The 24754-nt window shown below is 68.2% G+C and carries 25 protein-coding genes; 13 read left to right on the top strand and 12 right to left on the bottom strand.

Translation table 11 applies throughout. From position 1 onward, the window contains the following. Position 1: 1 nt before the first annotated feature. From upp to G6N34_RS11590, 5 genes are all read left to right on the top strand, one after another. Complete coding sequence (gene upp / locus G6N34_RS11570) at positions 2 to 631, top strand: uracil phosphoribosyltransferase (RefSeq protein WP_085151072.1); 630 nt, start codon at positions 2 to 4, stop codon at positions 629 to 631. A gap of 3 nt (positions 632 to 634) precedes the next feature. Next, positions 635 to 1444: a siderophore-interacting protein gene (locus G6N34_RS11575; RefSeq protein ID WP_085151073.1), complete on the top strand. Its 810-nt coding sequence runs from the start codon at positions 635 to 637 to the stop codon at positions 1442 to 1444. A 66-nt stretch (positions 1445 to 1510) separates the two neighbouring features. After that, on the top strand, positions 1511 to 2710 hold the full coding sequence (locus tag G6N34_RS11580) for a PP2C family protein-serine/threonine phosphatase (protein ID WP_085151074.1): 1200 nt from the start codon (positions 1511 to 1513) through the stop codon (positions 2708 to 2710). After that, positions 2710 to 4302 carry a sensor histidine kinase gene (locus G6N34_RS11585; RefSeq protein ID WP_085151075.1) on the top strand — a complete coding sequence of 531 codons (1593 nt, stop codon included), beginning with the start codon at positions 2710 to 2712 and terminating at the stop codon, positions 4300 to 4302. Before G6N34_RS11580 ends, G6N34_RS11585 begins: the two co-directional genes overlap by 1 nt. Further along, complete coding sequence (locus G6N34_RS11590; protein ID WP_085151076.1) at positions 4299 to 4736, top strand: response regulator; 438 nt, start codon at positions 4299 to 4301, stop codon at positions 4734 to 4736. Before G6N34_RS11585 ends, G6N34_RS11590 begins: the two co-directional genes overlap by 4 nt. Before the next feature lie 19 nt (positions 4737 to 4755). On the opposite strand, the gene G6N34_RS11595 is transcribed toward G6N34_RS11590, so the two are convergent. Then, positions 4756 to 5676: an LLM class F420-dependent oxidoreductase gene (locus G6N34_RS11595; protein ID WP_085151225.1), complete on the bottom strand. Its 921-nt coding sequence runs from the start codon at positions 5674 to 5676 to the stop codon at positions 4756 to 4758. A gap of 60 nt (positions 5677 to 5736) precedes the next feature. Beyond that, entirely contained in the window at positions 5737 to 6321 is a 585-nt protein-coding gene (locus tag G6N34_RS11600) for a TetR/AcrR family transcriptional regulator (RefSeq protein WP_085151077.1), read from the bottom strand. A gap of 89 nt (positions 6322 to 6410) precedes the next feature. Between G6N34_RS11600 and G6N34_RS11605 the strand changes: the two genes are divergently transcribed. Beyond that, entirely contained in the window at positions 6411 to 7556 is a 1146-nt protein-coding gene (locus tag G6N34_RS11605; RefSeq protein ID WP_085151078.1) for an acyl-CoA dehydrogenase family protein, read from the top strand. Here G6N34_RS11605 and G6N34_RS28280 read toward each other — a convergent pair whose 3' ends face one another. Both G6N34_RS28280 and G6N34_RS11615 read right to left on the bottom strand, forming a co-directional pair. After that, a complete protein-coding gene (locus G6N34_RS28280) occupies positions 7557 to 9821 on the bottom strand; it encodes a hypothetical protein (RefSeq protein ID WP_133057736.1) in 2265 nt (754 codons plus the stop codon). Positions 9822 to 10145: 324 nt separating this feature from the next. Continuing rightward, positions 10146 to 10709 (bottom strand): hypothetical protein, encoded by a 564-nt coding sequence (locus tag G6N34_RS11615; RefSeq protein WP_085151083.1) that lies wholly within the window; start codon positions 10707 to 10709, stop codon positions 10146 to 10148. A gap of 71 nt (positions 10710 to 10780) precedes the next feature. Here G6N34_RS11615 and G6N34_RS11620 point away from each other — a divergent pair, with 71 nt between their 5' ends. Together G6N34_RS11620 and G6N34_RS11625 are read left to right on the top strand one after the other, a co-directional pair. Then, positions 10781 to 11575, top strand: coding sequence for a helix-turn-helix domain-containing protein (locus G6N34_RS11620; protein WP_085151084.1), 795 nt, complete (start codon positions 10781 to 10783; stop codon positions 11573 to 11575). Further along, positions 11575 to 11982, top strand: a complete 408-nt coding sequence (locus G6N34_RS11625) for an acyl-CoA thioesterase (protein ID WP_085151085.1) — start codon at positions 11575 to 11577, stop codon at positions 11980 to 11982. Before G6N34_RS11620 ends, G6N34_RS11625 begins: the two co-directional genes overlap by 1 nt. Here the strand turns inward: G6N34_RS11625 and G6N34_RS11630 are convergent. Together G6N34_RS11630 and G6N34_RS11635 are read right to left on the bottom strand one after the other, a co-directional pair. Then, complete coding sequence (locus tag G6N34_RS11630) at positions 11971 to 12858, bottom strand: D-2-hydroxyacid dehydrogenase family protein (RefSeq protein WP_085151086.1); 888 nt, start codon at positions 12856 to 12858, stop codon at positions 11971 to 11973. The two genes, G6N34_RS11625 and G6N34_RS11630, sit on opposite strands and share 12 nt — an antisense overlap. Further along, positions 12824 to 13207 (bottom strand): hypothetical protein, encoded by a 384-nt coding sequence (locus G6N34_RS11635; protein ID WP_234812832.1) that lies wholly within the window; start codon positions 13205 to 13207, stop codon positions 12824 to 12826. The genes G6N34_RS11630 and G6N34_RS11635 overlap by 35 nt, the downstream gene beginning before the upstream one ends. A gap of 77 nt (positions 13208 to 13284) precedes the next feature. Between G6N34_RS11635 and speB the strand changes: the two genes are divergently transcribed. Beyond that, positions 13285 to 14334, top strand: coding sequence for an agmatinase (gene speB, locus G6N34_RS11640; protein ID WP_085151087.1), 1050 nt, complete (start codon positions 13285 to 13287; stop codon positions 14332 to 14334). Here speB and G6N34_RS11645 read toward each other — a convergent pair. Then, positions 14311 to 15756, bottom strand: coding sequence for a purine-cytosine permease family protein (locus G6N34_RS11645; protein WP_085151088.1), 1446 nt, complete (start codon positions 15754 to 15756; stop codon positions 14311 to 14313). The two genes, speB and G6N34_RS11645, sit on opposite strands and share 24 nt — an antisense overlap. On the opposite strand from G6N34_RS11645, the gene G6N34_RS11650 reads away from it, so the two are divergent. Then, positions 15755 to 17230, top strand: a complete 1476-nt coding sequence (locus G6N34_RS11650) for an MFS transporter (protein WP_085151089.1) — start codon at positions 15755 to 15757, stop codon at positions 17228 to 17230. The two genes, G6N34_RS11645 and G6N34_RS11650, sit on opposite strands and share 2 nt — an antisense overlap. Positions 17231 to 17259: 29 nt before the next feature. Here the strand turns inward: G6N34_RS11650 and G6N34_RS11655 are convergent, their stop codons facing one another. The 3 genes from G6N34_RS11655 to G6N34_RS11665 form a co-directional block, all read right to left on the bottom strand. Next, the gene (locus G6N34_RS11655; RefSeq protein WP_085151090.1) at positions 17260 to 18078 is read right to left on the bottom strand and encodes an acyl-CoA thioesterase domain-containing protein; all 819 of its coding nucleotides are present in this window, start codon (positions 18076 to 18078) and stop codon (positions 17260 to 17262) included. Positions 18079 to 18189: 111 nt separating this feature from the next. Next, positions 18190 to 19371 carry an ABC transporter substrate-binding protein gene (locus G6N34_RS11660; RefSeq protein ID WP_276061735.1) on the bottom strand — a complete coding sequence of 394 codons (1182 nt, stop codon included), beginning with the start codon at positions 19369 to 19371 and terminating at the stop codon, positions 18190 to 18192. A gap of 64 nt (positions 19372 to 19435) precedes the next feature. Further along, positions 19436 to 20329, bottom strand: a complete 894-nt coding sequence (locus G6N34_RS11665; protein ID WP_276061736.1) for an EamA family transporter — start codon at positions 20327 to 20329, stop codon at positions 19436 to 19438. Between the two features lie 59 nt (positions 20330 to 20388). Here G6N34_RS11665 and G6N34_RS11670 point away from each other — a divergent pair, with 59 nt between their 5' ends. Further along, complete coding sequence (locus G6N34_RS11670) at positions 20389 to 21357, top strand: LysR family transcriptional regulator (RefSeq protein WP_085151092.1); 969 nt, start codon at positions 20389 to 20391, stop codon at positions 21355 to 21357. Here the strand turns inward: G6N34_RS11670 and G6N34_RS11675 are convergent. Further along, entirely contained in the window at positions 21348 to 22100 is a 753-nt protein-coding gene (locus G6N34_RS11675) for an SDR family NAD(P)-dependent oxidoreductase (RefSeq protein WP_085151093.1), read from the bottom strand. The genes G6N34_RS11670 and G6N34_RS11675 overlap by 10 nt on opposite strands. A 139-nt stretch (positions 22101 to 22239) precedes the next feature. On the opposite strand from G6N34_RS11675, the gene G6N34_RS11680 reads away from it, so the two are divergent. Next, positions 22240 to 22818, top strand: coding sequence for a TetR family transcriptional regulator (locus tag G6N34_RS11680; protein WP_085151227.1), 579 nt, complete (start codon positions 22240 to 22242; stop codon positions 22816 to 22818). A 113-nt stretch (positions 22819 to 22931) separates the two neighbouring features. Here the strand turns inward: G6N34_RS11680 and G6N34_RS11685 are convergent, their stop codons facing one another. After that, positions 22932 to 23192 (bottom strand): hypothetical protein, encoded by a 261-nt coding sequence (locus tag G6N34_RS11685; protein WP_085151094.1) that lies wholly within the window; start codon positions 23190 to 23192, stop codon positions 22932 to 22934. A gap of 370 nt (positions 23193 to 23562) precedes the next feature. Here G6N34_RS11685 and G6N34_RS11690 point away from each other — a divergent pair, with 370 nt between their 5' ends. Then, positions 23563 to 24699: an ABC transporter ATP-binding protein gene (locus G6N34_RS11690; RefSeq protein WP_085151095.1), complete on the top strand. Its 1137-nt coding sequence runs from the start codon at positions 23563 to 23565 to the stop codon at positions 24697 to 24699. Positions 24700 to 24754: the final 55 nt, after the last annotated feature.

The following is a 24754-nucleotide window of genomic DNA, read 5'->3' on the forward strand; positions in this document are numbered from 1 at the left end:
CGTGGGTGAAGTGCACATCGTCGACCACCCCCTGGTCCAGCACAAGCTGACGCTGCTGCGTCGGAAAGAGGCCTCCACCAAGAGCTTCCGCGAACTCGTCGGCGAGATCTCGGCCCTGATGAGCTATGAGGTGCTGCGGGACATGCCCATGCACGAGATCGAGATCGACACCCCGCTGGAGCCGATGACCAGCCGGGTCATCGACGGCAAGAAACTGGTCTTCGTCTCGATCCTGCGGGCGGGCAGCGGCATTCTCGACGGCATGCTGTCGGTCGTGCCGAGTGCCCGGGTCGGTCACGTCGGGCTGTACCGCGACCCGAAGACGCTGGTGGCGGTGGAGTACTACTTCAAGCTGCCCGAAGACCTCGAGGAGCGCGACGTCGTGATCGTGGATCCGATGTTGGCCACCGGAAACTCCGCGGTGGCCGCGCTGGACCGGGTCAAGGAGTTCGGGCCGCGGTCGCTGAAGTTCGTGTGCCTGCTCACGTGTCCGGAGGGCCTGGCGGCCATGGACCGATTCCACCCCGATGTGCCGATCTACACCGCGGCGGTCGACCGTCGCCTCGACGATCACGGCTACATCGTGCCGGGCCTCGGAGACGCCGGCGACCGGATCTTTGGTACTAAGTGAACGATGGGCCACTCCCCCGCGACGGTCGTGCACGTCGGCACTCCGGCACCGATGTTCCGCCGGATCGGCCTGGACATCGAGGACCCTGAGGCGCTGCAGGTCGCGCCGGGCCCGGACTCCGCCGTCGGCGTCTACTTTTCGCCGGGCGACCCGGCCGGCCAGGGGCGCAACTACACAGTCCGTCGCCACCGGGGTGCGCGCATCGAGATCGATGTCTTCGTGCAGTCTGACGGGCCCGGAGCGACCTGGGCCAGGACCGCCCGAGAGGGACAGCGCGTCGGCCTCGACCACGCGCGGTCGTGGTACCGGCCGCCTGCGTCCACCCGCTGGCAACTGCTGGTGTGTGACGTTGCGGGACTGCCCGCCGCGACCCGCATCCTCGAGGAACCTGCCCCCGGCACGTCCGTGGTTGTGGTGGCCGAAGTGCTCGACGAGGCGCACCTGAAATGTCTGAGAGTCCGGGCCGACGTCACCGTGGTGTCGAGCGTCGGCACCGGAAATGGCGCGGGCCCGAGTCGGCTGGCCGCGATGGTCCAGGGCCTGACGTTGCCGCAGGGGCCGGGCTACTGCTGGTTCGGTGGTGAGGCCGCTCAGTCGCGGATGGTGCGCAGGCACCTGCGCGACACCGGGTGGAGCATCGACCAGACCGACATCACGGGCTACTGGCGGTGGAACTCCGAAGAGTGGGATGCGCGATACGCCCTCGTCGCCGACACGCTGTTCAAGAGCTATCAGCGCGCCGTCGCCGCTGGCAGAAGCGAAAAAGCCGCGGCCGAGGAGTTCGACGAGGCCCTCGAGCGGGAAGGCCTGTGACATCAACTCGCGGGATTCGGTATCGTCTGAGCATCCAAACGCAACTCTGGTCACACGATCGGTCCCATGACTGAAGCTGGGAACGCGCCACCGCCTGTCGATGAGACGCGGCACCACAACCTGTCTTTGCTGTTGGTCGAGGACGATCGTGGCGACGCCGTCCTCGTCGAGGAGTTGGTCTCCGATGCGCTGATCGACGCCGAGGTGGTCTGGGCTCCGTCGATGGCCCATGCCGAGAAGCTCCTGGCGCGGACCCGACCGGACTGCGTGCTGTTGGACATGAACCTGCCCGATTCCGAGGGCACGGCCGCGCTGCGCCACGTCCTCGAACTGGATTCGACGATGCCCATCGTCGTGCTCACGGGACTGGCCGACGAACACTTCGGCGTCTCCGCCGTCGCCTCCGGTGCCCAGGACTACCTGATCAAGGGACGCGTCGAACCGGACATGTTGCGCCGTGCCGTGCTCTACGCAGTGGAACGCAAGCGCGCCGAGTTGACCGCGGTCGACCTGCACGCCAGCCAACTCCGGGCGCGGGAGAATGCGCGCCTGGAGCGCGGTCTGCTGCCGTCGCCACTGCTGCTCGATGACCCGGGCGTCGACATCGTCGCCCGGTACCGCCCCAGCCGGGCCAACGCGCTGCTTGGCGGCGACTTCTACGACTTCGTGCAGACACCGGACCGCACCGTGCACGTCATGGTCGGCGACGTCGCCGGCCACGGCCCCGACGAGGCCGCCCTCGGCGTCGCACTGCGCATCGCCTGGCGTGCGCTGACGTTCGCGGGCCTGCGCGGTACCGACCGGATGCGCGAGCTCAACCGGATCCTTCGGGTGGAACGCGCAGGCAGCGGACTCTTCGCGACCGTGATGAGCCTCGCGATCCCGCCGACGGGCCCACTGATCTCCGCGGTTCGGGCCGGGCATCCGGGCATGCTCCTGCACCGCGATGGGCAGGTGGACTGGGTGATCCCGCCGGGCGCGCCCGCGCTCGGGGTCCATCTCGGAGATTGGCCGACCGACCGCGTCGAACTGCCCGTCGGCGCGGGACTGGTGCTGCTCACCGACGGCCTGTTCGAGGGACACTCCGGCCGGGGAAACGAGCGCCTTGGCGAGGATGGGCTGCTGGAACTGGCGCGGTCGTTGGCCCACCTCCCCGGTGCGGAATTCGTCGACGCGCTGATCGAGGGTGCCGAGCAGCGTGCGCACGCCAGGGGCGGCATCACTGACGACATCGCAGTGGTCCGCGTCGAGCGATTGACTGCCTGATGCCACGGCGCCGATGGCAGCTGACCGTCCAGGGCTGGCTCGTCGTGGTGCTGTCGGTGATGGGCACTGTGGTGCTGGCCGGCGCGGCGTTCGCCGGGTTCCTGCTCTACCGCTCCGACCAGGTGTCCCACGAGCTGAGCGACGACATCCAACCCGCTCGTGTCGCCGCCTACCGCGTGCAGGCCGCGCTCCGGGATCAGGAGACGGCACTGCGCGGGTACCTGATCTCCGCGGACCGGGATTTCCTCGCGCCGTACTACGACGGCAAGCGGGCCGAGGCCGACGCGGCCGCCGAACTCCGCGATCGCGTTGAGGGCAGGCCCGCATTGATCGCCGACCTGAACGCCATCCAGCAGGCCGCCGCGCGGTGGCGGGCAGATTACGCCGAACCCGCGATCGCTTCCGTCACGCCGGGTGCGACGTCGGTCGTCGACCCCAGGGACCTGCAGACCGGCAAGGACGAATTCGACAAGATCCGCGGCCTTTTTGACAGCCAGAGCCAGCACCTCACTGACGCCCGGTCTGAGGGCATCGCCGAGCTGAACGGGGCGCAGTCTTGGCGCAATGGGGTGCTGCTCGGAGTGCTGCTGATCTTCCTCGTCACCGCGGCGCTGCTGGCGGTGCTGGTGCGCAGTGCGGTCACCCGGCCGCTGGAGGCCCTGGCCGCCGCGTGCCGCCGCATCACCGAAGGTCACTTCAACGAGCGGATCGTGCCGCAGGGGCCGAAAGACATTCGCGCGATCGCCGCGGACGTCGAGGACATGCGGCAGCGCATCGTCGACGAGTTGGAAGTCTCGCGCTCAGCGCGACAGGCCCTCGCCGAGCAGGCCGAGGCCCTCGACGAGCAGGCGATCGAACTGCGGCGTTCCAACGCCGAACTCGAGCAGTTCGCGTACGTCGCCTCGCATGACCTGCAGGAACCGCTGCGCAAGGTCGCGTCGTTCTGCCAGCTGCTGGAGAAACGCTACGGCGACAAACTCGACGATCGTGGACACGAGTACATCAAGTTCGCCGTCGACGGCGCCAAACGCATGCAGATCCTGATCAACGACCTGCTGGCCTTCTCGCGGGTGGGCCGGCTGAACTCGACGCTGAGCGAGGTTCGCCTGGGGGCCGCGCTCGACGTCGCCGTGGAGAACGTGGCCACCGCGATCGAGGAGACACAGGCCGAGATCATCCTACCCGAGGTCGAATTACCCACCGTCACAGGCGATCCCACGCTGCTGACGATGCTGTGGCAGAACCTGGTGAGCAACGCGGTGAAGTTCCGCCGTCCCGATGCGCCACCGCGGATCGTGGTCACCTGCGAGCCGTCCGACGACGGGCCTACGCATCTGGTGACTGTGACAGACAACGGGATCGGGATCGGAAAGGAGTTCGCGGAAAAGGTCTTCGTGATCTTCCAACGCTTACACAGTCGTGACGCTTATGCGGGAACCGGTATCGGGTTGGCATTGTGTAAGAAGATCGTGGAGTATCACGGCGGGGGCATCTGGATCGACACCTCCTACACCGATGGAACACGGATCTGCTTCACATTGCCGCGAGTGGTCGTGCCAGTTGACGCCACCGAGGAAGGAACTCCTGTATGACGCCCGACGTCCGACCGATCGACGTCTTGTTGGTCGAAGACGACCCAGGTGATGAGCTGATCACTCGAGAAGCCTTTGAGCACAACAAGATCAACAACACGTTGCACGTCGCCCGGGACGGCGAGGAGGGCTTGGACTTCCTCTACCGGCGGGGGGTCTACGAGCATGCGCCGCGCCCCGACCTGATCCTCCTCGATCTCAACCTGCCCAAGTACGACGGGCGCCAACTGCTGGAGACCATCAAGTCCGATGCGGACCTGTGCCACATTCCGGTCGTGGTGTTGACCACGTCGTCGGCGGAAGAGGACATCCTGCGCAGCTACAAGCTGCACGCGAACGCCTACGTGACCAAGCCGGTCGATCTGGACCAGTTCATGGGCGCCGTTCGGCAGATCGACGAGTTCTTTGTGCAGGTCGTTCGCCTGCCGTCCTGACGTCGCCCGCTGAGGGGGCTCAGATCGCCTCGATCACCGTCGCCCGGAACTTGTCGACCGCTTCCAGCGCGTGGGTCAGGCTGTCGCCGGGGATGCTCACGTGCACCCACGTCACCCCGGCGTCGGCCAACTGCTGCAGTTCAGCGAGGTGGGCGTCGGCGTTGAAGTCGTCGTCGCCGGGGCCTGCGCGATGGAACGGCGAGATGGCGACGTCCACGCTCTGCGGGTCGCGCCCCGCCTCCTCGAGTCGGCGCCGCAGATCGGCGATCCCCTCCGCAAGCCTTTCGACCGAGTCCAACGGCGCCGTCCTGGCCGCTTGGGCCAGGCCGGCGGGCGCGGGGAAAGGACACCACCCGTCGCCGTGCTCGACCACTCGGCGCCGGGCCGCCGCGGTGTTGCCGCCGATCCAGATCGGCGGATGCGGTGTCGCGACCGGGCGGGGATGCGCGGTGATGCCCTGCGCGGTGAAGTGCTCGCCTTCGAAGGTCAGGTCGTCGGTTGTCCAGACGGCGCGAATGGCCGCCAGCGCCTCGTCGAACAGCGCGGCGCGCTCATCGAATTCGACGCCGAGTGCGGCGAACTCCTTCTTCATATAGCCCACGCCGACCGCGAGGGTGAATCGGCCGTTCGACAGCAGGTCCAGGGACGCGGCGGCCTTGGCGACCACGAACGGGTTCCGGTACGGCAGGACGATGATGTTCGGGACCAACCGCAACGTGGTGGTGTGGGCCGCGGCGAAACTCATCGCGACGAACGGGTCCAGCGCGTCGTGACCGCCGTTCTCGAGCCAGCGGTGGGACGGCGCCGGGTGGTCGGTGAACCCGAAGCCCGCGAAGCCCGCCTTCTCCGCCGCGACGGCCAGGTCGATGATCCCCTGGCCCGAGGCGACTTCGGGGTTGTACGGATGCGAGTGCATCGGGTGGGTGATGGTGAAGCGCATCCCGGTGAGGTCCATAGCGCGGATGACGTTACACGTTGGGTCGTGTTTGTATAGCCGCGTTCAGGCGTTGATGCCCGCCGTGAGGATCGCCGCCAGTTCGCGGTAGGCCGCCGCGTCGTCGAGGCCGGTGTGTTCGTGCACGCGGCCCTGCTGGATGGACACCATCATGGTCGCGGCGAGTTCGGCGGCGAAGGCCGCGTGTACGTCGCGGAACTCCCCTGCCGCGACACCGTCGGCGATCAACTGCTGCACGCGTCGGGACGCGATCCGGGTGTTGGTCTCGTACACCTCCCGGGCCGGGGCGAAGCCGTTGAGGTCGGCCATGAACTGCGGGGAGGCCGCCCCGAGTGCGCGTCCGACCGCCGCGAGGTAACTCGCGATGCGCTCCCGGGCGGGTGCTCCGGGGATGACGGCACATTCGACGTCCTCGGTCGCGGCCCGGAAGAAGTGCACCGTCACGGCGCGCACCAGATCGTCCTTGCTGCGGGCCAGGGTGTACAGCGTGGATTTCGAGCAGTGCAGGCGCGCGGCGATGTCGTCGAGGGTCAGATGGACGAATCCCTGGTCGAGGAACAGCGCGAGCAGTTGATCAAACAGTGCACCGCGGCGTGCCGTGGGAAATGTGGGGGGATCACCTGGGCTCACGGTCTAACAGTACTGGGATGGTTGCTGTAGTACTGTCAGCAGTACTGAATCGTTACCTTCAGTACTGCTGCCTGTGGAGAGGTGACCCTGTGCCCGTCGACCGACTACTTCCCAATGAAGATGCGCGTGACCTGATCGCGCTCGCCCGCGATGTCGCCGACAAGGTCCTTGCCCCGCGCGTGGACGAATGCGAACGCGCCGAGACCTACCCCGACGGGGTGTTCGCCACGCTGGGCGAGGCTGGACTGCTCAGCCTGCCCTACCCCGAGGAGTGGGGCGGTGGCGGCCAACCCTATGAGGTGTACCTCCAGGTCCTCGAGGAGATCGGCGCACGGTGGGCCGCGGTCGCGGTCGCGGTCAGCGTGCACAGCCTGTCCTGCCACCCGCTCACTGCCTTCGGCACCGAGGAGCAGAAGGCGAAGTGGCTCCCGGACATGCTCGGCGGACACACGATCGGCGCCTACAGCCTGTCCGAACCACAGGCCGGTTCGGACGCCGCGGCGCTGTCATGTCGCGCCACGGGCACTGACGACGGTTACACGATCACCGGCGAGAAGGCGTGGATCACCCACGGCGGGATCGCGGACTTCTACAACCTCTTCGCCCGCACAGGCACCGGGTCACAGGGCATCTCGTGCTTCCTGGTGCCTCGGGACACCCCGGGTCTGACGTTCGGCAAGCCCGAGGAGAAGATGGGCCTGCACGCCGTCCCGACGACGGCCGCGCACTACGACAACGTGTCCCTGCCCGCCGAACGCCGCATCGGCGCCGAGGGTCAGGGCCTGCAGATCGCCTTCAGCGCACTGGATTCCGGAAGGCTGGGCATCGCCGCCGTGGCCGTCGGCCTGGCCCAGGCCGCACTCGACGAGGCCGTCTCCTACGCCCAGGAACGAACCACGTTCGGCCGCAAGATCATCGACCATCAGGGTCTCGGATTCCTGCTCGCCGACATGGCGGCCGGGGTGGATTCGGCGCGGGCCACCTACCTCGACGCCGCCCGTCGCCGCGACGCGGGCCTGCCCTACTCCCGGCAGGCGTCGGTGGCGAAGCTGATCGCCACCGACGCCGCCATGAAGGTCACCACCGACGCCGTGCAGGTGCTCGGGGGTGTCGGGTACACCCGTGACTACCGCGTGGAACGGTTCATGCGCGAGGCCAAGATCATGCAGATCTTCGAGGGCACCAACCAGATTCAGCGCCTGGTGATCAGTCGAGACCTGGCCAGACCGCGTTGATCAGTCGGTGAACCGAGTGGCGGGCGGGACGCCGGGTCCCGTCGCGCCACCCTGCTCCGACGCCGACCAGTTGGTGCCAGCGCAGATGAAGTCACCGGGCATCCCCACCTGACCCGGGATCGGGATCGGCAGGCCGGGGATCGTCGGCAGCTTCATACCGGGTGTCGCGAAGCCCGACACGCCCGTCGCCAGCGCCGGGGTCAGCGCGGAGGTGAACGGAGGCAGCGCCGAGGTCGTGACGGTTTGGGCACCCGGGATTCCCGCGAGAGCACCGGGCAGTGCCGCGGTCTTGTCGATGGTTCCGGCACCACCGGGCACTGACGCCGCGCCGCCGGGCACTCCCCCGGTGACGTTGGTGGCCGCGCCGGGCACACCACCGGCTGAACCGGGAACTCCGCCAACGACGTTGGTGGCCGCACCCGGGACGCCGCCGGCGGAACCGGGGACTCCGTTCGCACCGTAGGTCGAGATCATGGCCAACGGTGTGGCGACAGAGTTCGGAATGCCCTGCGAGGGACCACCGGACGTGCCGATCGGCAACGCCAACTGTGCGGCCTGCAGGTCGCGTCCGAACGCGGTCGCGACCGCCTCCGGCGACGACTGCGCCGACAGCTTCCACATTTCAAACTCCGGCATCGTGTACGCCGGATTCCCCGCCCCGTCATGGGCCGGCATCAGCAGGTTCTGCAGGGCCAGATCCTTCGCATGATCGGCGGCCCGGGTGGACGCCTGGTCCAGTGCGGCACCGGCAGCGCCCCCGTCACCACCGGCCAACGCATCACCGACTGGCGGAAGTCCGGCTCCGCCTGCGCCGCGGGCGGCATCGACGACGTCAGCACCACCGGGAGGCAGCGCGGCCGCAACATCCCGCACCACACCGCCGGGCGGCGTACCACCGACCGCGGGAGGAATTGCGGCGGCGTCCTGGACCACGGCGGGCGGCGTACCGCCCACGGCGGGAGGAACCGCGATTGCATCCTGAACCACCGCAGGCGGCACGGCGACATCGACCGGCGGTGCCGCGACGGGCACCGACACGTCCGCACCCGCCGGAGGCACCCCGATCGAGGCCGGGGGCGTACCCGCGGTGTGCGTGATCGTCGAACCGGGAGTCGAGACCGGCGGAACCGGCGGCGAGAAGTTGTTCGCGCCCGGAATCGAGATGCCGGGGATCTCCAGACCCGGGATGTCCGGCGTCTGGATGAAAGAGCCTGGCGTGCCGGGAGTTCCGGGGGTACCGATCGGCGGCACCGACTGCACCACGTCGGTCACCACCGAGTTCGGCGGCGTCACCGTGGTGACCGGGACATTCGTCGCGGCGTTGTCGGAGACCACCGACGGCGGCACGTCGACCGTCGCGCCGGGCGTGTCCACGGGCACCACGGCCGAAGCGGGAGGGGTGTCGACCGCGGCTGGCGGGATCGCCGCCGCGACGTTGTCGGTCACGGCTGCCGGCGGGGTGGCCGCCTCCACCGGAACCACCGCAGCGGCGTCGTCGACCACCGCAGCGGGCGGGGTCGCCACGTCGGCCGGCACGACCGCGGCGGCCTCGTCGACGACGGCCGCGGGTGGGGCGGGGACGTCGGCGGGCACCGCGGCAGCCGCATTCTGATCGATGGCGGCCGGCGGGGCGTCGACCGCGGCCGGTGCCGCTGCACCGGCGTTCTGATCGATGGGGGCTCCCGCGGCGCCGGCGTTCTGGTCGAGCCGAGCGCCGTCGTCACCGGATTCGGGACCGGGCTGGCCGCCGTCACCGCCACCGTGTCCGGCGCCCTGGCCGGCTCCCTCGCCGCCGCCCTCATGGCCGGCACGCCCGGAGTTCGTGTCGATCCGCGCGGCATCGACCGGCGCGCCCGCACCGGCACCGGCGCCGTCACCGGCGCCCGCCCCCGCGGCGGCTGGGTCCGGCGGAATGGCCGCGGGCGCGTCCCCCGCGACGGGGACGCCGCCGCGCGCGCTGCCCGGCGGCACCGCCCCGGCGACGTCGGTGGCGGCAGGAACTGCTCCCGATCCGGACGCCGGCGGGATTGCGGCTGCGACATCGGTCGCGGCGGGCACCGCCCCTGACGCGGACGTGGGCGGAACGGCGGCCGACGCGGAGTCGACGACCGCGGCCGGCGGCGTCGACGCGCTGGCGGGCGGGATGTTGGTGACCACATTCGTGGACGCCGGGGGCACCGTGACCGACGCGGGCGGAGTTCCGGCGGTGACTGATGTGCTTGCGCTCTGCAACGACTCCGTGACGCTGCCCGGGTTCGAGGCCATTTGCTGCAGGATGTTGACGCATGGCACCCCCGGACTCGCCGGCGCTATGGGCCTGGCCGCTGCTGTCCAGCTGAACAGCAGAACGGCACCACACAGGCCACCGGTTGCCACCGCAGTGGCGACCGAACGTCGTACGGTCTCTGACATGGGATACCCCGCCTCTCAGGCATCGGCGTTTGAACTTCCGCCGAAACGTATCCGCCGGGGTGGTTTTGCCCTTTCGTCAAAATGCGGGTTTATCGAAACGATGCCAACCGGTGTCAGGACGGTGTCAGTTGGCGATCAGACCGTTACCAGAACAGTTAGCTGAGGAAACGATCTCAGCTAAACGCCGGTCCAGGCCTCGTCGAGGCGCTCGGCCACGTCGATGATCTGTGCCTGCTGCGATTCCGGGGCGTCGATCTGTTCGGCCACATGAGCCGCGATGAATCGTCGGATCTCGCTGTCGACTCCGCCGATGATCCGCACGATCTCCCCGCGGATGGACTTCGACGACACGTGCACGCTGATGTCCGTCGGGCGCGGTTTGGCCACGTCGATGATGAGCAGCAGCGGTTCGGCGGCCCGTGCGGTGGCGCGCAGCGCGACCTCGCCGTCGACGGTGAACCGCTGCTTGTCCAGCCGCAGGTCCACGAGCAGGTCGATCTCCAGGGGAATGCGGATCGAGAAGGTGATGGTGTCCGCAATGTGCCTGGTGGCGTGCGGTTCGCGGATCTTGACCTTCGCGGTGACGCGTGCGAGTCCACCCGGACCCTGCGACATCGGCCCCATCTCGAACTCGTCACCGGCGATCGCCGCGAAGGCCGCCGCGACCCGCTCCTCGGTGACGGCGACGGCGAAGAAGTTACGTCCCCACTGTTCATAGGTCACGTAGTCGTGCGTGCTCATAGTCTTCCTACCGTCTCATGCCCATCGCCGAGGACCGTCAGCCGCGCCCAAACACAGGGGACACTGATCCGGTGAGCACCCTGCAGAGCGCACCCGCCACGTTCGGGACCCTGATCCGGGAGTGGCGGCGACGGCGGCGGTTGAGCCAACTCGACCTGGCGATCGGCGCTGACGTCTCGTCCCGGCATGTGAGCTTCATCGAGACCGGTCGCTCGATGCCCAGCCGGGCGATGGTGCTGCGCCTCGCCGCGACACTCGGGGTGCCTCCCCGCGAGCAGAACCACCTGCTGCTGGCCGCCGGTCTGGCGCCGGAGTTCACCGAGCGGCGACTCGACGATCCCGAACTCGCGCCTGTGCGGGCCGGCATCGAACGCGTCCTGGCGGCCTACGACCCGCACCCCTGCCTGGTGGTCGATCGAGGATGGAACATCGTGGAAGCGAACGCGGGCACCGCGGTGCTGCTCGACGGCGTCGCCCCCGACCTGCTCGCGGCGCCGAATGCGCTGCGCATCGCCCTGCACCCGGACGGATTGGCGCCGCGGATCCGCAACCTCGCGCAGTGGCGTCATCACCTGCTTGAGCGCCTGCGCCGCGAGGTCACCGCGGCCCCAGGCGGGGAGCTGGCGGCACTGCTCGCCGAACTCGAGGCCTATCCCGGCGGCGGCGAGGCCGATGACCAGTTCGGCGGCGTCGCCGTGCCGTTGCGACTCACGGCCGGGGACGGCAGCGAACTGACCTTTCTGAGCACCGTGACGACGTTCGGAACGGCCCTGGATCTCACGGTGGCCGAGTTGAGTATCGAGGCGTTCCTGCCCGCCGACGAGGCCACCGCGGCGGCGCTGTCCCACTCCGGTACGGTCCGCTGATGACGACCGCGACATTCACCATGCCGCTGCGAGTCCGCTACGTCGAATGCGACATGCAGAATCGCGTCTTCAACGCGCACTACCTCACCTGGGTCGACATGGCCCACACCGAGGCGCTGAGCGAGCTGGTCGGCGGCTATGAGTCGATGGTGGCCGCGGGAGTCGACGTCGTCGTGGTCGGCGCCGAACTGGATTTTCGGGCACCCGCGCGGTTCGATGACCGGCTGGAAGTGCGCACGACCGTCCATCCGCCCGGAAATACCTCCCTGCGAAGCGATTTCGCGATCACCCGAGATGGTGTCCTGCTGGCCGAGTGCCGGATGACCCACGTGTGTGTGGACACCACCACCTACTCGAAGCAGGTGTGGCCGCAGTGGTTGCGTGACAAACTGCCGTCACTGGACTGACTGCAGCCAGTCGGTGATCGCTGCGACGGCGTCCCGGAAGAAGATCCGGTAGGGCCGATCGGCGACATAGCCGATGTGCGGCGTGGCGACCACTCCGGGCAGTGTCCGCAGTGGGTGCTGTGCCGGCAGCGGTTCGACGTCGAACACGTCGAGGCCGGCACCGGCGATACGCCCGTCGCGCATCGCCGACACCAGGGCGTCCTCGTCGACGATCGGGCCACGAGAAGTGTTGACCAACAGGGCCGTCGGCTTCATCGCGGCGAACTCGTCGGCGCCCACCAGACCCCGCGACCGCTCACTGAGCCGCAGATGGATGGTCACCACGTCGGCCGTGCGGAACAGGGTGTCCCGATCCACGAACTCCGCACCGGCGGCCTCCGCGGTGGTCCTGGTCAGATTCGGGCTCCACGCGATGACACGCATACCGAACGCCGCACCTATCCGCGCGACGCGGCTTCCGATGCGCCCCACCCCCAGCACACCGAGCACCTTGCCCTCGAGTTCCTGCCCGACCGAGGTCTGCCAACCCCCGCCGTGCACGGACATGCTCTCCCCCACCAGGTTCCGCGCCGTCGCCAGGATCAGCGCCCAGGTCAGTTCCACGGTTGAGGACGCCGACCCACCCGTCGTGCCGATGTGGATGCCCAGGCGCCCGGCCGCCTCGGTGTCGATCGAGGCGTTGAACGGCCCCGTCGAGGCGATCATCCTCAGCCGAGGCAGGCGCTGCAGGATCTCCGCGGGCAGCGGAGTGCGCTCGCGCATGACGAACACGACGTCGAACGGTTCCAATCGACGGACAAGCTCGTCAGCGTCGCTGACGTGATCGGAGAAGACCGTGATCTCAGCGCGCTCCGCCACGGGTGACCAGTCCGCCATCTCCAATGCCACGTTCTGGTAGTCGTCCAGGATCGCGACCTTCACGCGGCCCACCTTCCATCGGGTAGTCGAGGATGCTGCGCCAATAATCCTCGGGGATCTCGCCACCCGATTTCAGCACGACTGCCAGACCGGTGGCCATCGCGATGCCCAGCAGGCCCAACCACAGGCCCGCAAGACCGATGCTCACCCAGGCCGCGGCGGTCAGCGCGGGCCACGGCGAGAGCACCACCAGCAGTGGGGCGAAGAAGAACCCGGCCCCGATGTACCAGGAGGATCCGGCCCGGTCGGACTTCAGCACGAAACGCAGCCAACCGGGAATGACGGGGGTGGTGTCGGCGCTCCTCATACCTCAACGGTGCGCCGCGCCAAGGCCGCCCGCAATTACCTGGGACGTAACGACGAGGCCCGACGTAGGGTCTCTCCATGGGCCACGACCACGACCATCCCCGCCGTGAACTGCCGCCGGGAATGCTTGAGCAGCTTGAGATCGCCTACTCGGGAATGGTGTCATTCGGACAGCGGCCGTTCCTGACCGAACCCGAGCAGCTGGATGAGTGGCGACCCGATGTCGCGATCGTCGGTGCACCCTTCGACATCGCGACGACCAACCGTCCCGGCGCACGATTCGGCCCGCGCGCGATCCGCTCCACGGCCTATGAACCCGGCACCTACAACCTGGACCTGGGCCTGGAGATCTTCGACTGGCTCGAGGTGGTGGACTTCGGCGACGCGTACTGCCCGCACGGCCAAACCGAGGTGTCCCACGCCAACATCCGGGAACGGGTGCACACCATCGCCTCTCGCGGAATCGTGCCGGTGATCCTGGGCGGCGACCACTCCATCACCTGGCCCGCGGCGACGGCGGTCGCCGACGTGCACGGGTATGGCAATGTCGGCATCGTGCACTTCGACGCGCACGCCGACACCGCGGACGAGATCGAGGGCAATCTGGCCAGCCACGGCACGCCCATGCGTCGGCTGATCGAATCCGGCGCCGTGCCCGGAACGCATTTCGTGCAGGTGGGTCTGCGCGGTTACTGGCCGCCGCAGGACACCTTCGAATGGATGCTCGAGCAGGGCATGACGTGGCACACCATGCAGGAGATCTGGGAGCGCGGCTTCAAGGAGGTCATGCGCACGGCGGTGAGCGAGGCCCTCGCCAAGGCCGAAAAGCTCTATATCTCAGTGGATATCGACGTTTTGGATCCCGCGCACGCACCGGGCACGGGAACCCCGGAACCGGGCGGGATCGCGAGCGTCGATCTGCTGCGGATGGTCCGGCAACTGTGCCTCGAGCACGATGTCGTCGGGGTGGACGTCGTCGAGGTTGCGCCGCCCTACGACCACGCCGAGTTGACCGTCAACGCCGCGCACCGTGTGGTGTTCGAAGCGCTCTCTGGGATGGCGGCCCGGCGCCGCGACGCCGCGGGGCAGCAACCCGGCCCGCCGTCACCCCGCGGTCCGCGCGCCTGACTCACGGGACCGTGCGAACCGCCACCCGCCGTAGAGCACGGCCGCCACGGCGAAGTTGACGAAGTAGGCGATGTCGGCGCCGTGCCACGCGTTGGCGATCGGCCCCTGGATCAGCGAGGTGTTCATGAACGGGATCGCCGCGAGGTAGGACAGCACGAACACGACGACTGCCGCGGCGGCATCAGGGCCCGCGGTCCGTTCCAGCGCCGGGTTGAGACTGCGCCGGCCACCGATTCGCAGCCGCCAGTCGATCACGACGATCGCGACGAACGCCGGGATCCAATAGCCCACCAGCAGAAGCACATCGGTGAATCGCGTGGCGGTGTCGTTGGCGTGCAGCCACATGATGAGCGTGAACGCCAGGACGGTCACGACCACCGCTGAGAAGGGTCTGCGGACCCGGACGCCGAGCGTCTGCAGCGCCAGCGACCCGCTGTAGTCGTTCATCGCGCTCGACCCCACCGAGGCCAACGCGATGGCACCCAGCGCGATCATGCCGAGGATTCCGGTGCCCATGACCGTGCGGACCCCGTCGGCGGTGTGGTCGGCCAGGAGGTCAGCACCGGCGATGCCGATGCCCTGCACGAACAGATAGGCCGACACGATGCCGGCGAAGCTGAAGCCGAACACGCGCAGGGAGGACGATTTCGCGGGCAGGTAACGGCTGAAGTCCGACGCGTAGCTGGCCCACGAGATGGCGAGGCTGAAGGCGATGGTGACCTCGAGGACGAAAGCACCCACCAGATCGGGACCCGAGACCGTCGGCGGGGTGACGACGGGTTGACCCGCCACCAGTTCGACGGCCAGCATGACGAACGTCGCGAACAACACCACCGTCAGCACGGCCTGGACCCGGTGCAGCACCTCATACCCGAAGAACCCGACCACGCCCTGCAGCGCCAACACGATCAGCACCGCGACCCAGAACGGAATGCCGAGCAGCAGCGACAGCGCCTCACCGCCGAACAGCCCGACCAGGCCATCCCAGGCAATCGAGGACAGCCACTGCAGCGCCGCGGGCAGCACGACCGCCGGCCCGAACGCCATGCGCGAATTGGGCAGCTGAGCGGTGCCGGTGCGCGGACCCCAAGTGCACAGATACGCCACCACCAGCGAGCCGAGCACGGTGCCGATCGCCATCGCGAGCAGGCCCAGCCAGAAGCCGAGGCCGAGCACGATGGCCAGCGTTCCGGTGAACACCCCGGTCATCGTGACCTGTGGTGCGAACCAGACCGTGAACATCCGCATCGGGCTGCCGTAGCGCTGATCCTCCGGCACGGGCGCGATGCCGTGCGACTCGACCGACAGGTCCCCCGCAGCGGTGGGGCGATGCCCGGAGAACGCTTCGGCCGTCAATGCGCGGGACTTTTCGGTGTGCACACGCACATTCGACCACGCGCCGACGGTCCCTGGGAGAGGCATGTGCGCGCCGCGCATAATCGAGGGCGTGACGAGGACCGGTGAGCGCAGCAGCACCGCTCCCCTGGTCCTCTCCCTGAGCGTCGTGGCCCTGACGGTGGCCCTGCTGCAGACCGCTGTGGTCCCAGCGCTCGGCGTCATGGCCGAACAGCTGGGCGTGTCCTCGCTGGCGGTCAGCTGGGCCGTCACGGCCAACCTCCTGGCCGCGGCCGCCTCGACACCCCTGATCGGCCGATTCGCCGACCTGCACAACAAGAAGCACGTGCTGTTGGTGGTGCTGGGCGTCGTGCTGGTGGGGTCGGTGTTGGCTGCGGCGACGTCGTCGCTGCCCCTGTTGATCCTGGCGCGCGTCCTGCAGGGCGTGTCGTTCTCGCTCTACCCGATCTGCGTGGCGATCCTGCGCGACGAGCTGCCCGAAGGGCACGTGGTGCGCGCACTGGCCGTGTTGTCGGGCATGCTGGGCTTCGGCGGCGGGGTGGGCCTGGTGGTCACGGGTCTGCTGATGGGCGGGTCCGCGGGCTATCACCGAGTGTTCTGGCTGACCACGGCCTTCACGGTCCTCGTGATCGCCATCGTCGTCGTGATGGTTCCCTCGCGTGCCCGGGACCGGGCCGGGACGATCGACTGGTGGGGCGCGCTGGGGTTGGCCGCGGGCCTGACGGTCGTGCTGCTCGCGATCACCCAGGGCAACTCGTGGGGGTGGCTTTCGGTGCCCACCCTGGCCTGCGCGACCGCCGGCGTCGTGGTGTTGGCCGGGTGGTGGGTCTGGGAGCGGCGATGCGCCTATCCCCTGGTCTCGGTGGCGATGCTGACCCGGCGCGCGATGCTCATGACCAACCTGGCCACGATCTTCGTCGGCATGGGTCTGTACTTCGGCTTTCTCGGCATGACCCAGTTCGTCCAGATGCCCCGCGAGATCACCGGGTACGGCTTCTCGGCCACAGTCCTGACCGCGAGCATCGTCTTCCTGCTGCCGGGGGCGTTCGCCGGTTTCGTGACGGCCACCGGCAGCGGATGGATGATCGACCGGTTCGGTGCGCGACCCGTTCTGGTGACCGGTGCGATCACGGGCGTCATCGGATTCGTGGTGATGGCGCTCGCGCACGTCGCGCCGTGGCAGGTGATCCTGGCCGGGGTCTGGATCAACGCCTACATCAGCCTGGCCTACGGCGCGCTGCCCGCGCTGGTGGTCGCGGGGGCCGAAGCCGGTGAGACCGGTGTGGCCACCGGTGTGAACGCGATCTGCCGCACGGTCGGCAGTGCGGTTGCGGCCGCGGTGGTCGCGGTGCTCCTGGGGCATGTGTCGCCGGCCACCGGGTTGCCTGAGGACAGCAGTTTCACGGTGATCTTCTTCGCCGGCGCGGGCACCGCGGCGCTGGCGACAGTGCTGATCGCGCTGTCCGGATCGCGGGCCAAACGCGTCGAATCACCTGATGCCGAGGTCGATTCGCGGGCCATGAACCACGAGTGGGGCTGATCAGGGGCGCCCGGGAGAGTGCGCGACGCTCAGATACGCAGGCCCTGGAAGGTCTCGGCGGCGAAGTTGATCTGAGCGGCCGGATTGGCCAGGGCCGTCACGAGTCCCGTGCCGAATGGGCCCGCGCTGTCGAACAGGGTGGCTGATCCGACCGAGATCCCCTCGGCGGCGAAGTGGCTGTCAGCCTGGATGCCGATCCAGCTGTCGCGCGGCAGGCGCGACAGCGCGACCGTGACGTCGCCGTTGATGTAGCCGATGCCCCGGGACCCGAGGTGGGTGGTGAGGCTGGTCTGCTCGGCGATCATGGTCGCCCGCACGAACGGGCTGTTGTCCACTCCCGCCACGACATTGAGGCCCCGGTCGAAAAACCGTGTTCGCGAGGCATTCTGGTGATCTCCGACCTTGCGCGTCCACCCCAATTCGTCGCTGCCGGTGTACGGCGCGGTGGATTCGTCGGCAGCATTGAAGTCGACCGGCGGTGTGAAGTCCGTGTCGGATGTCCACAGTTCGCCCGGCGGAGGGGTGGACCGCCGGTACAGCACGAGCGTGGCGCGCGCGACGGTCACCTCACCCTGCACCACATCGGCCTCGGCGCTGCGGATGCGGCGTCCGTCGCGCACCAGGCGCGTGTCGACCCGAGTCGCGACGCCGCGCGCGGGACGCAGCAGGTCGACCGTCAGGCGTGCGGGATGCAGATCGTCGGCACCGAACTGGTTCTCCAGGGTCCGAGCCGCCAGGCCCACCACCGCCGGACCGTTGAGGTGGTCATCACCCCAGTGGCTGTGGGCATACCGGTTGGGGAGGAATGCTCCGTCGACCTGGTTGAAGTGCGCGGGCCGTTCGATCATGCGCGCATCCTCGCATACGGCGCAGGCCAACTCCGCGCTGAGCCTGGACAGCGTCCAGCCGCTCGTCGCCGGGCCCGGCCCGCCGAAGACCTGCCGTTCGGGGCGCTGCCGTCAGCCGGAACCGGCAATCTCTGAGATGTGCTGACTGGGCGCCGCGTGGAAGACGTGGGCGCTGCCGTCCGGCAGAACTCTGCGCGCCACCAGGTAGTCGACCCCCATCCAGCCCTGCCGGATGAAACGGCCGAACCGCAGGCAGGTGCCCGGTGCGCCACTGGCGCTCGGCACCAACTTGATGTCCTCGATCGCGGTCTTCACCCCCTCGCCGGTCAGTGGCCGTGCGCCGGCCAGGCCCAAAACGATGACGGTGGCGACATCGCCGCACAGTCCCGGCATGAAATAGTTGCGCCGCCGGCCGTAGCGGGCCTCGAAACGCTCAAGGAAGTTCTGTCCCACCGGGTTTCGCTCGTCGTAGCTGTCCAGCCCGATCCATCCGGCGAGCTGCTGGAACCAGTCTGCGCTGATGTGCGCCATCTCGAACGCCGTGGTCGTGTAACGCGGCGGATCCCAGTCGGCCGCGGCCAACGCGTCGTTGAACCCCCACAGACCGTGCCCGAACCCGACGTGTACGACAGCGTCGGGAGCGGCGGCCCGCAGACGCGTGACGGCGTCGACCTTGTCAGTCTCCACCTGCGGAATCGGCACCGTGGTGACGACGCTCAGTCCCGCGTCGGCGTAGGCGCGTTCGGCATGGGCGAGATACTCCTTGCCGATCAGCGAACCCTCGTAGGCAATGGCGATGCGGCGATGACCGTCCCCGCGCAGGATCGCTGCGAGCATCCGGCCCTCCTCGGGCATCGACCCGTTGTTGAGCGCGAACGTCCACTCACCCAGCGCCCCCTCGGACCCGGACAGGATGATGTTGGGCACCTTGGCGACTCGGTCCGCGTGCGCACTCAGTGGTACCGCATTGTCGGAGACGTACGGTCCGAAGATGGCGAGGCATCCCTCGTCGACGAGTTCGTCGTAGGCTCGCTCGACCGCGTGGTAGGTGCCGTTCGGCAGTCCGATCACATCCCGCTGCACCAGTTCGATCGGGCGGTCGACGACGCCTGCGGCGACCGCCTCGTCGAACACCATGCGGAGGGCGTCGACGGTGTCGTCGTCGACGTGGGATCGGGTCGGATAATCGTTCAGCAGCCCGACTTTCAGGGGAGCGACCGAGCCGTAAGCACGAATCTCTGCGTCTTCCACAACAGCAACGTACAGTATGAATGTCGGCGGCACGCCCGGCATGACGGGTTCATTCGACAAAAGCGAAAAGCCTTACACCGCTGACGATTCGCGCGCTTGACGGCGGCTAACAGCCCGCCTCGGCAGGTACGGGCGCTCCCCTGGCCCCCGCACGCGCGGCGCCGATTCCGGCGGCCACCACGAATCCGATGCCGAGGATGGCCGACGGGCCCGGGACCTGCGCGAGGATGAGCAGTCCAATGAGCATGGCAATGGCCGGCTCGAGGCTCATCAGAGTTCCGAACGCCGCGGTGGTCAGTCGGCGCAGGGCGACGAGTTCGAGGATGAACGGCACCACGGGCAGCAGCAGCGCGAGCGCCGCGCCGAACAGGAACAACTCGGGGGTGAACGAACCGATCACCGAGGGGCCGACCGTGACGGTGGCGACCAGGCCGGCGACGGGCATCGACACGGCCAGTGCGTTGATGCCGGTCACGGCGTCCCCGGCACGCTGGGTCAGCAGGATGTAGCCGGCCCAACTCACGGCGGCGGCCAGTGCGAAGAGCACGCCGACGGTGTCGACGTCGCCTGTCCAGGGCTCGGTCAGGAGCACGACCCCGACGGCCGCGAGGGCGGGCCAGAGGATCCGGCGTGCCCCCGAACCAGTGGCAACGGCCACCCCCAGCGGCCCCAGGAACTCCAACGCGCTCGCGGTCCCCAGCGGAATGCGCGCCGCGGCGGCCATGAAGAACAGCGTGACCGCTGCGGTCACCACGCCGAGCAGCACACAGGTGAGGAAGGCCTGGCGGGTGAACGCCGACGCCTTGGGCCGAACGAGGACCAACAGGATCAATCCCGCCCAGGTGAGCCGGACCCATGCCGCACCCTCGGCGCCGATGCGATCGATCAGCGACACCGACACGGCCAGGCCCAACTGCACGCACAGCATGGAGATCACGGCCAGGACGGCGCCGGTGCGGGCTGGATGCGATGTCACTCCTGCATTGAAGCCCTCGCTCATTGTCCCTGTCCACGTGATAATCGTGGACAGTGTGTTCGGAAATGCTGAACAATAGTGGGATGGATCCGCGACGTCTGCGTCTGCTGCTCGCCCTGTCGCGGCTGGGATCGATGCGCGCGGTCGCCGATTCGGAGGGGATGTCCACGTCGACGGTGTCGCAGCAGATTGCCGCACTGGCCGCCGAGGCCGGCACCGCCCTGATCGAACCCGAAGGCCGCCGCGTGCGGTTGACGCCGGCGGGGCGGCGACTCGCAGGCCATGCTGTCGGCATCCTGGCGGCATTGGACGCGGCGCACGCGACGTCGGCTTCGGTGACGCAGAGGTGGTGGTCGGACGATCTGGATCCGCGCGCCGATCCAGTCGGCGTCGTCCGAGTGGGCGGGTTCGCCACCGGCATCCGGGTGTCGCTGCTGCCCGTGCTGGCGGACATCGCCGACACGAACCCCGGCGTGCAGGCCACCATCAGCGAGTTCGAACCCCTCGAGGCATTTCGTCTGCTGGTCGACGACGACCTCGACCTGGCTCTGGCGTACGACTACAACCTCGCACCCGCGTCAGCGGATCCCGTTCTGGAGTTCGTCGCGCTGTGGACCACGCCGTGGGGACTGGCGGTTCCGGGGCAGGCCCCGGCGGTGGTCGACCTGCGCGCCTATGCCGACGCGTCCTGGATTGTCAACTCGCGCAACACCGCTGACGAGGAGGCCGTGCGAATCCTGGCCTCACTGGCGGGATTTCAGCCACGGATCACCCATCAGATCGACAGCCTCGACTTGGTCGAGGACCTGGTGTCGGCAGGCTACGGTGTCGGACTGCTGCCGATGCACCGCCCAACCCAGCCGGGCATCACCGTCCTGCCGCTGCCCGGACCAGGTGTGGTGATGACAGCCTTCGCCGTCACCCGACGCGGGCGGAGCACCTGGCCGCCCCTGCGGCTGATTCTGAATCGCCTGCAGGCCAAGGCATCTGGTGAGGCGCCGGGACTCGACCTCTGGCCGCGTTCACTGATCCCGGCGAAGGCTCAGATGTAGCGACCGCCGTTGACGCCGATCGTCTGTCCCGTGACGTATCCGGCCTCATCGGACACCAGGTAGGCGCACGCGCCAGCGATGTCCTCGGGTTCGCCCTGCCGCCTGATCGGGCCTGAATTCACGATGGTGTCCCGGGCGCCCAGCTTGGGATCGGCCCAGGGCGACGCCTCGGACATCACGGTGTTCATGACGAATCGCGGCGGGATGTTGTTGCAGGTGATGTTGTGCTTGCCGAACTCCTGGGCCAGCGACTTGGTCAGCGCGATCATGCCGCCCTTGGACGCCGAGTAGTGCGCCATCAATTCGGCGCCCGACTGTGCGCTGGACGACGAGATGTTCACGATGCGACCCCACTGCGCCTCGACCATGTCCGGGAGCACGGTCTGGGTCACGATGAATGTGCCCTTGAGATTGATGGCCAGCATCTGATCCCACTGCTCGTCGGTGAGTTTGAGGAACGGCACATAGGCCGAGATTCCCGCATTGTTGACGACGATGGTCACGGGTCCGAAGGTCTCCCGCAGTTCGGCCACGGCACGCTGGACCGGCTCACGCTGCGAGATGTCGGCGGCCAGCGCAGTCGCCCTGCCGCCCGCCGCGATGATCTCGTCCGCGGTCTTCTGCGCGGCCACTCTGTCGAGGTCGAGGACGCCGATAGCGATGCCGTCCCGCGCCAGTCGCAGACTGATGGCCCGGCCGATTCCGGCCGCCGCTCCGGTCACCAAAGCCACTTTTTCGCTCATGCGCCCACTTCTCTAGAGGTCCATGTCGGAGTAGTCGTCGATGCGTGCAGCAGGTTACTCCAGGCCGTGACACTCACCCCCATCGAATGTCACGGGGCTGTCCCTCCCCAGGGGCGCTCAAATGCGCAAGAATCCAGAGATGTCTGACAGCGCCGATCGCGGCCTGCGAGAACGTAAGAAGCAGCGGACACGCGAAGCCGTCCGCGCCGCGGCCTTCCGCCTGTTCGAGGAGAACGGTTACGCGGCCACGACCGTCGATCAGATCGCCGAAGCCGCCGACGTCTCCGCGCGGACCTTCTTCCGCTACTTCCCCAACAAGGCGGCCGTGCTGATCCCCGACCACATGATGGGGCCCATCATCGATCTCTTCCTGGCCGCACCGCCGGAGGTGCCCCCGATCACGGCGTACCGACATGCGTTGACTCGGGTTTTCGGGGGCATGAGCACCCAATACTGGCGCGAGGAGGTGGAACGACAGCGCCTGCTCTACTCCCTGCCCGAGGCAGGCGGGGCCCTCTACAACGAGTACATCAACGTGATCGAGGCGATCACCAAGGCCCTGGCGACGCGGCTGGACCTACCCGCCGACGACCCCCGGTTGCGCACCACTGCAGGCGCGATCACCGGGGTGATGATGGCAGTCCTGCACGGCGCACCCATGTCACCCGACGCGATCGACACGGGCCTGCAGTTCCTGGAGGCCGGCCTCCCCCTCTAGAGAGCGCCAGTCTGAAAAGGGAGCGAGCAGACGCGGAATCGCACGATGAGGGGCCGATCACGGCGATTCTGCGTCTGCTCGCTGCGTGGGCGGGCGGTGGCGGGCCCTGGGGATCAGCCGATGTCGCCGTTCTCACTACCGGAGTTGCCGGGCACGCCGGGATCCTCGGGCTCGACCGTCGGCGGCGAGTACACGGTGGTGGGCGTGACTTCCTCGGTGGTGCTGGTCGTGGCCTCCTCCGTGGGCACCGGGTCCTCACTGCCGAAGCTCTGCGCCGCTGATCCGGTCGCGACTGCGACTGAAGCCGCCGCGACGCCGGCACCGACGCCGACCGCGGCCGCGAAGCGTCGAGCGCGTTGTCGATCGAGTTTCATGACGAGCTCACCTCCGGGTGGTTCGATATCTGTGGTCACGGCACGAGGCCGTGCACCCAGACGGCTACCCGGATGCCCCGAGGCCTAACCGGCGTCGCGTTCCGATGTGAAGGACGCGATGTTCGGCTGCTGTTGCACTCACCAGCCGGAGACCCCAAAATCAACAGATTCCATTGCGAAGATGAAAAATCGTGACGGAATCGGTTGCGATGACCCCGCGAATGGGTGATTGTTAACCGAATGCATCACCGACGGTGGTCCGGGGGGACGTAACCGCACACAAGGAGGCTCTGTCCTGACCGAGATCGGCACGACAGCCACAGAACATCACACCGATCCTGTCGGCGGTCAAAGCACGCCCGGCCCCGCCGTGATCGAGATCGATCACGTCTACAAACGGTTCGACGACTACGTCGCCGTCGATGACGCGGACTTCTCCATTGGGGCCGGGGAGTTCTTCTCCATGCTCGGCCCGTCGGGATGCGGCAAGACCACGACGCTTCGCATGATCGCCGGATTCGAGACGCCGACCGAGGGGGCCATCCGCCTCGAGGGCAACGACGTCTCCCGCATGCCACCGCACAAACGCAACGTCAACACGGTTTTCCAGCACTATGCGCTGTTCCCGCACATGACGGTGTGGGACAACGTCGCCTACGGTCCGCGCAGCCAGAAGCTCGACAAGACCAAGGGCAAGGGTGAGGTCCAGCGGCGTGTCGACGAACTCATCGACGTCGTCCGCCTGACCGACTTCGCGAAGCGCAAGCCGAGCCAGCTGTCCGGTGGCCAGCAGCAGCGCGTCGCGCTGGCCCGCGCCCTGGTCAACTACCCCAGCGCGCTCCTTCTCGATGAGCCTCTCGGCGCGCTCGACCTCAAACTCCGCCACGTCATGCAGTTCGAGCTGAAGCGCATCCAGCGGGAACTGGGCATCACGTTCGTCTACGTGACCCATGACCAGGAGGAGGCGTTGACGATGAGCGACCGCATTGCTGTCATGAACGCAGGCAAGGTCGAGCAGATCGGCTCCCCCACCGAGATCTATGACCAGCCCGCCACGGTTTTCGTCGCGAGCTTCATCGGACAGGCCAATCTGTGGCACGGCCGCCAGACGGGCCGGGTGAACCGTGACTTCGTCGAGGTCGAGGTGCTGGGCACCAAGCTGGCCGCGGCGCCGGGCTCCACCACGATCGAGAGCGGTGGCCGGGCCACCCTGATGGTCCGGCCCGAACGGGTCCGCATCTCGATGGAAGCCCCGGTCAACTCGGAATCGCTGGTGTCGGTCCCCGCGACGGTCACCGATCTGACGTTCCAGGGGCCTGTGCTGCGTCTCTCACTGGCGGCGGCCGACGGCTCGCCGATCATCGCGCACGTCGGACCCGAACAGGCGCTGCCGATGTTGCGGCCGGGCGATCAGGTGCATGCCGGCTGGGCACCGTCCGCCTCACGGGTGCTGCCCGACGCCGACATACCCACCACAGAGGATCTCGAAGAGATGCTCGACGACTGAACAACCGACCACCCCGCACTCGGCTATCTCCCACCACCCCGCCCCGCCCCCAACG

It is taken from the genome of Mycolicibacterium confluentis, from assembly GCF_010729895.1.
Taxonomy (GTDB): domain Bacteria; phylum Actinomycetota; class Actinomycetes; order Mycobacteriales; family Mycobacteriaceae; genus Mycobacterium; species Mycobacterium confluentis.

Coding starts and splice junctions, on each gene's coding strand:
- G6N34_RS11660 (WP_276061735.1), bottom strand. CDS start 19,371: ATGCCGGGCGTGCCGCCGACATTCATACTGTACGTTGCTGTTGTGGAA.
- G6N34_RS11585 (WP_085151075.1), top strand. CDS start 2,710: ATGCCACGGCGCCGATGGCAGCTGACCGTCCAGGGCTGGCTCGTCGTG.
- G6N34_RS11590 (WP_085151076.1), top strand. CDS start 4,299: ATGACGCCCGACGTCCGACCGATCGACGTCTTGTTGGTCGAAGACGAC.
- G6N34_RS11595 (WP_085151225.1), bottom strand. CDS start 5,676: ATGCGCTTCACCATCACCCACCCGATGCACTCGCATCCGTACAACCCC.
- G6N34_RS11580 (WP_085151074.1), top strand. CDS start 1,511: ATGACTGAAGCTGGGAACGCGCCACCGCCTGTCGATGAGACGCGGCAC.
- speB (WP_085151087.1), top strand. CDS start 13,285: ATGGGCCACGACCACGACCATCCCCGCCGTGAACTGCCGCCGGGAATG.
- G6N34_RS11665 (WP_276061736.1), bottom strand. CDS start 20,329: ATGAGCGAGGGCTTCAATGCAGGAGTGACATCGCATCCAGCCCGCACC.
- G6N34_RS11615 (WP_085151083.1), bottom strand. CDS start 10,709: ATGAGCACGCACGACTACGTGACCTATGAACAGTGGGGACGTAACTTC.
- G6N34_RS11625 (WP_085151085.1), top strand. CDS start 11,575: ATGACGACCGCGACATTCACCATGCCGCTGCGAGTCCGCTACGTCGAA.
- G6N34_RS11650 (WP_085151089.1), top strand. CDS start 15,755: ATGTGCGCGCCGCGCATAATCGAGGGCGTGACGAGGACCGGTGAGCGC.
- G6N34_RS11630 (WP_085151086.1), bottom strand. CDS start 12,858: ATGGCGGACTGGTCACCCGTGGCGGAGCGCGCTGAGATCACGGTCTTC.
- G6N34_RS11670 (WP_085151092.1), top strand. CDS start 20,389: ATGGATCCGCGACGTCTGCGTCTGCTGCTCGCCCTGTCGCGGCTGGGA.
- G6N34_RS28280 (WP_133057736.1), bottom strand. CDS start 9,821: ATGGCCTCGAACCCGGGCAGCGTCACGGAGTCGTTGCAGAGCGCAAGC.
- G6N34_RS11680 (WP_085151227.1), top strand. CDS start 22,240: ATGTCTGACAGCGCCGATCGCGGCCTGCGAGAACGTAAGAAGCAGCGG.
- G6N34_RS11685 (WP_085151094.1), bottom strand. CDS start 23,192: ATGAAACTCGATCGACAACGCGCTCGACGCTTCGCGGCCGCGGTCGGC.
- G6N34_RS11645 (WP_085151088.1), bottom strand. CDS start 15,756: ATGCCTCTCCCAGGGACCGTCGGCGCGTGGTCGAATGTGCGTGTGCAC.
- G6N34_RS11575 (WP_085151073.1), top strand. CDS start 635: ATGGGCCACTCCCCCGCGACGGTCGTGCACGTCGGCACTCCGGCACCG.
- G6N34_RS11655 (WP_085151090.1), bottom strand. CDS start 18,078: ATGATCGAACGGCCCGCGCACTTCAACCAGGTCGACGGAGCATTCCTC.
- G6N34_RS11635 (WP_234812832.1), bottom strand. CDS start 13,207: ATGAGGAGCGCCGACACCACCCCCGTCATTCCCGGTTGGCTGCGTTTC.
- G6N34_RS11675 (WP_085151093.1), bottom strand. CDS start 22,100: ATGAGCGAAAAAGTGGCTTTGGTGACCGGAGCGGCGGCCGGAATCGGC.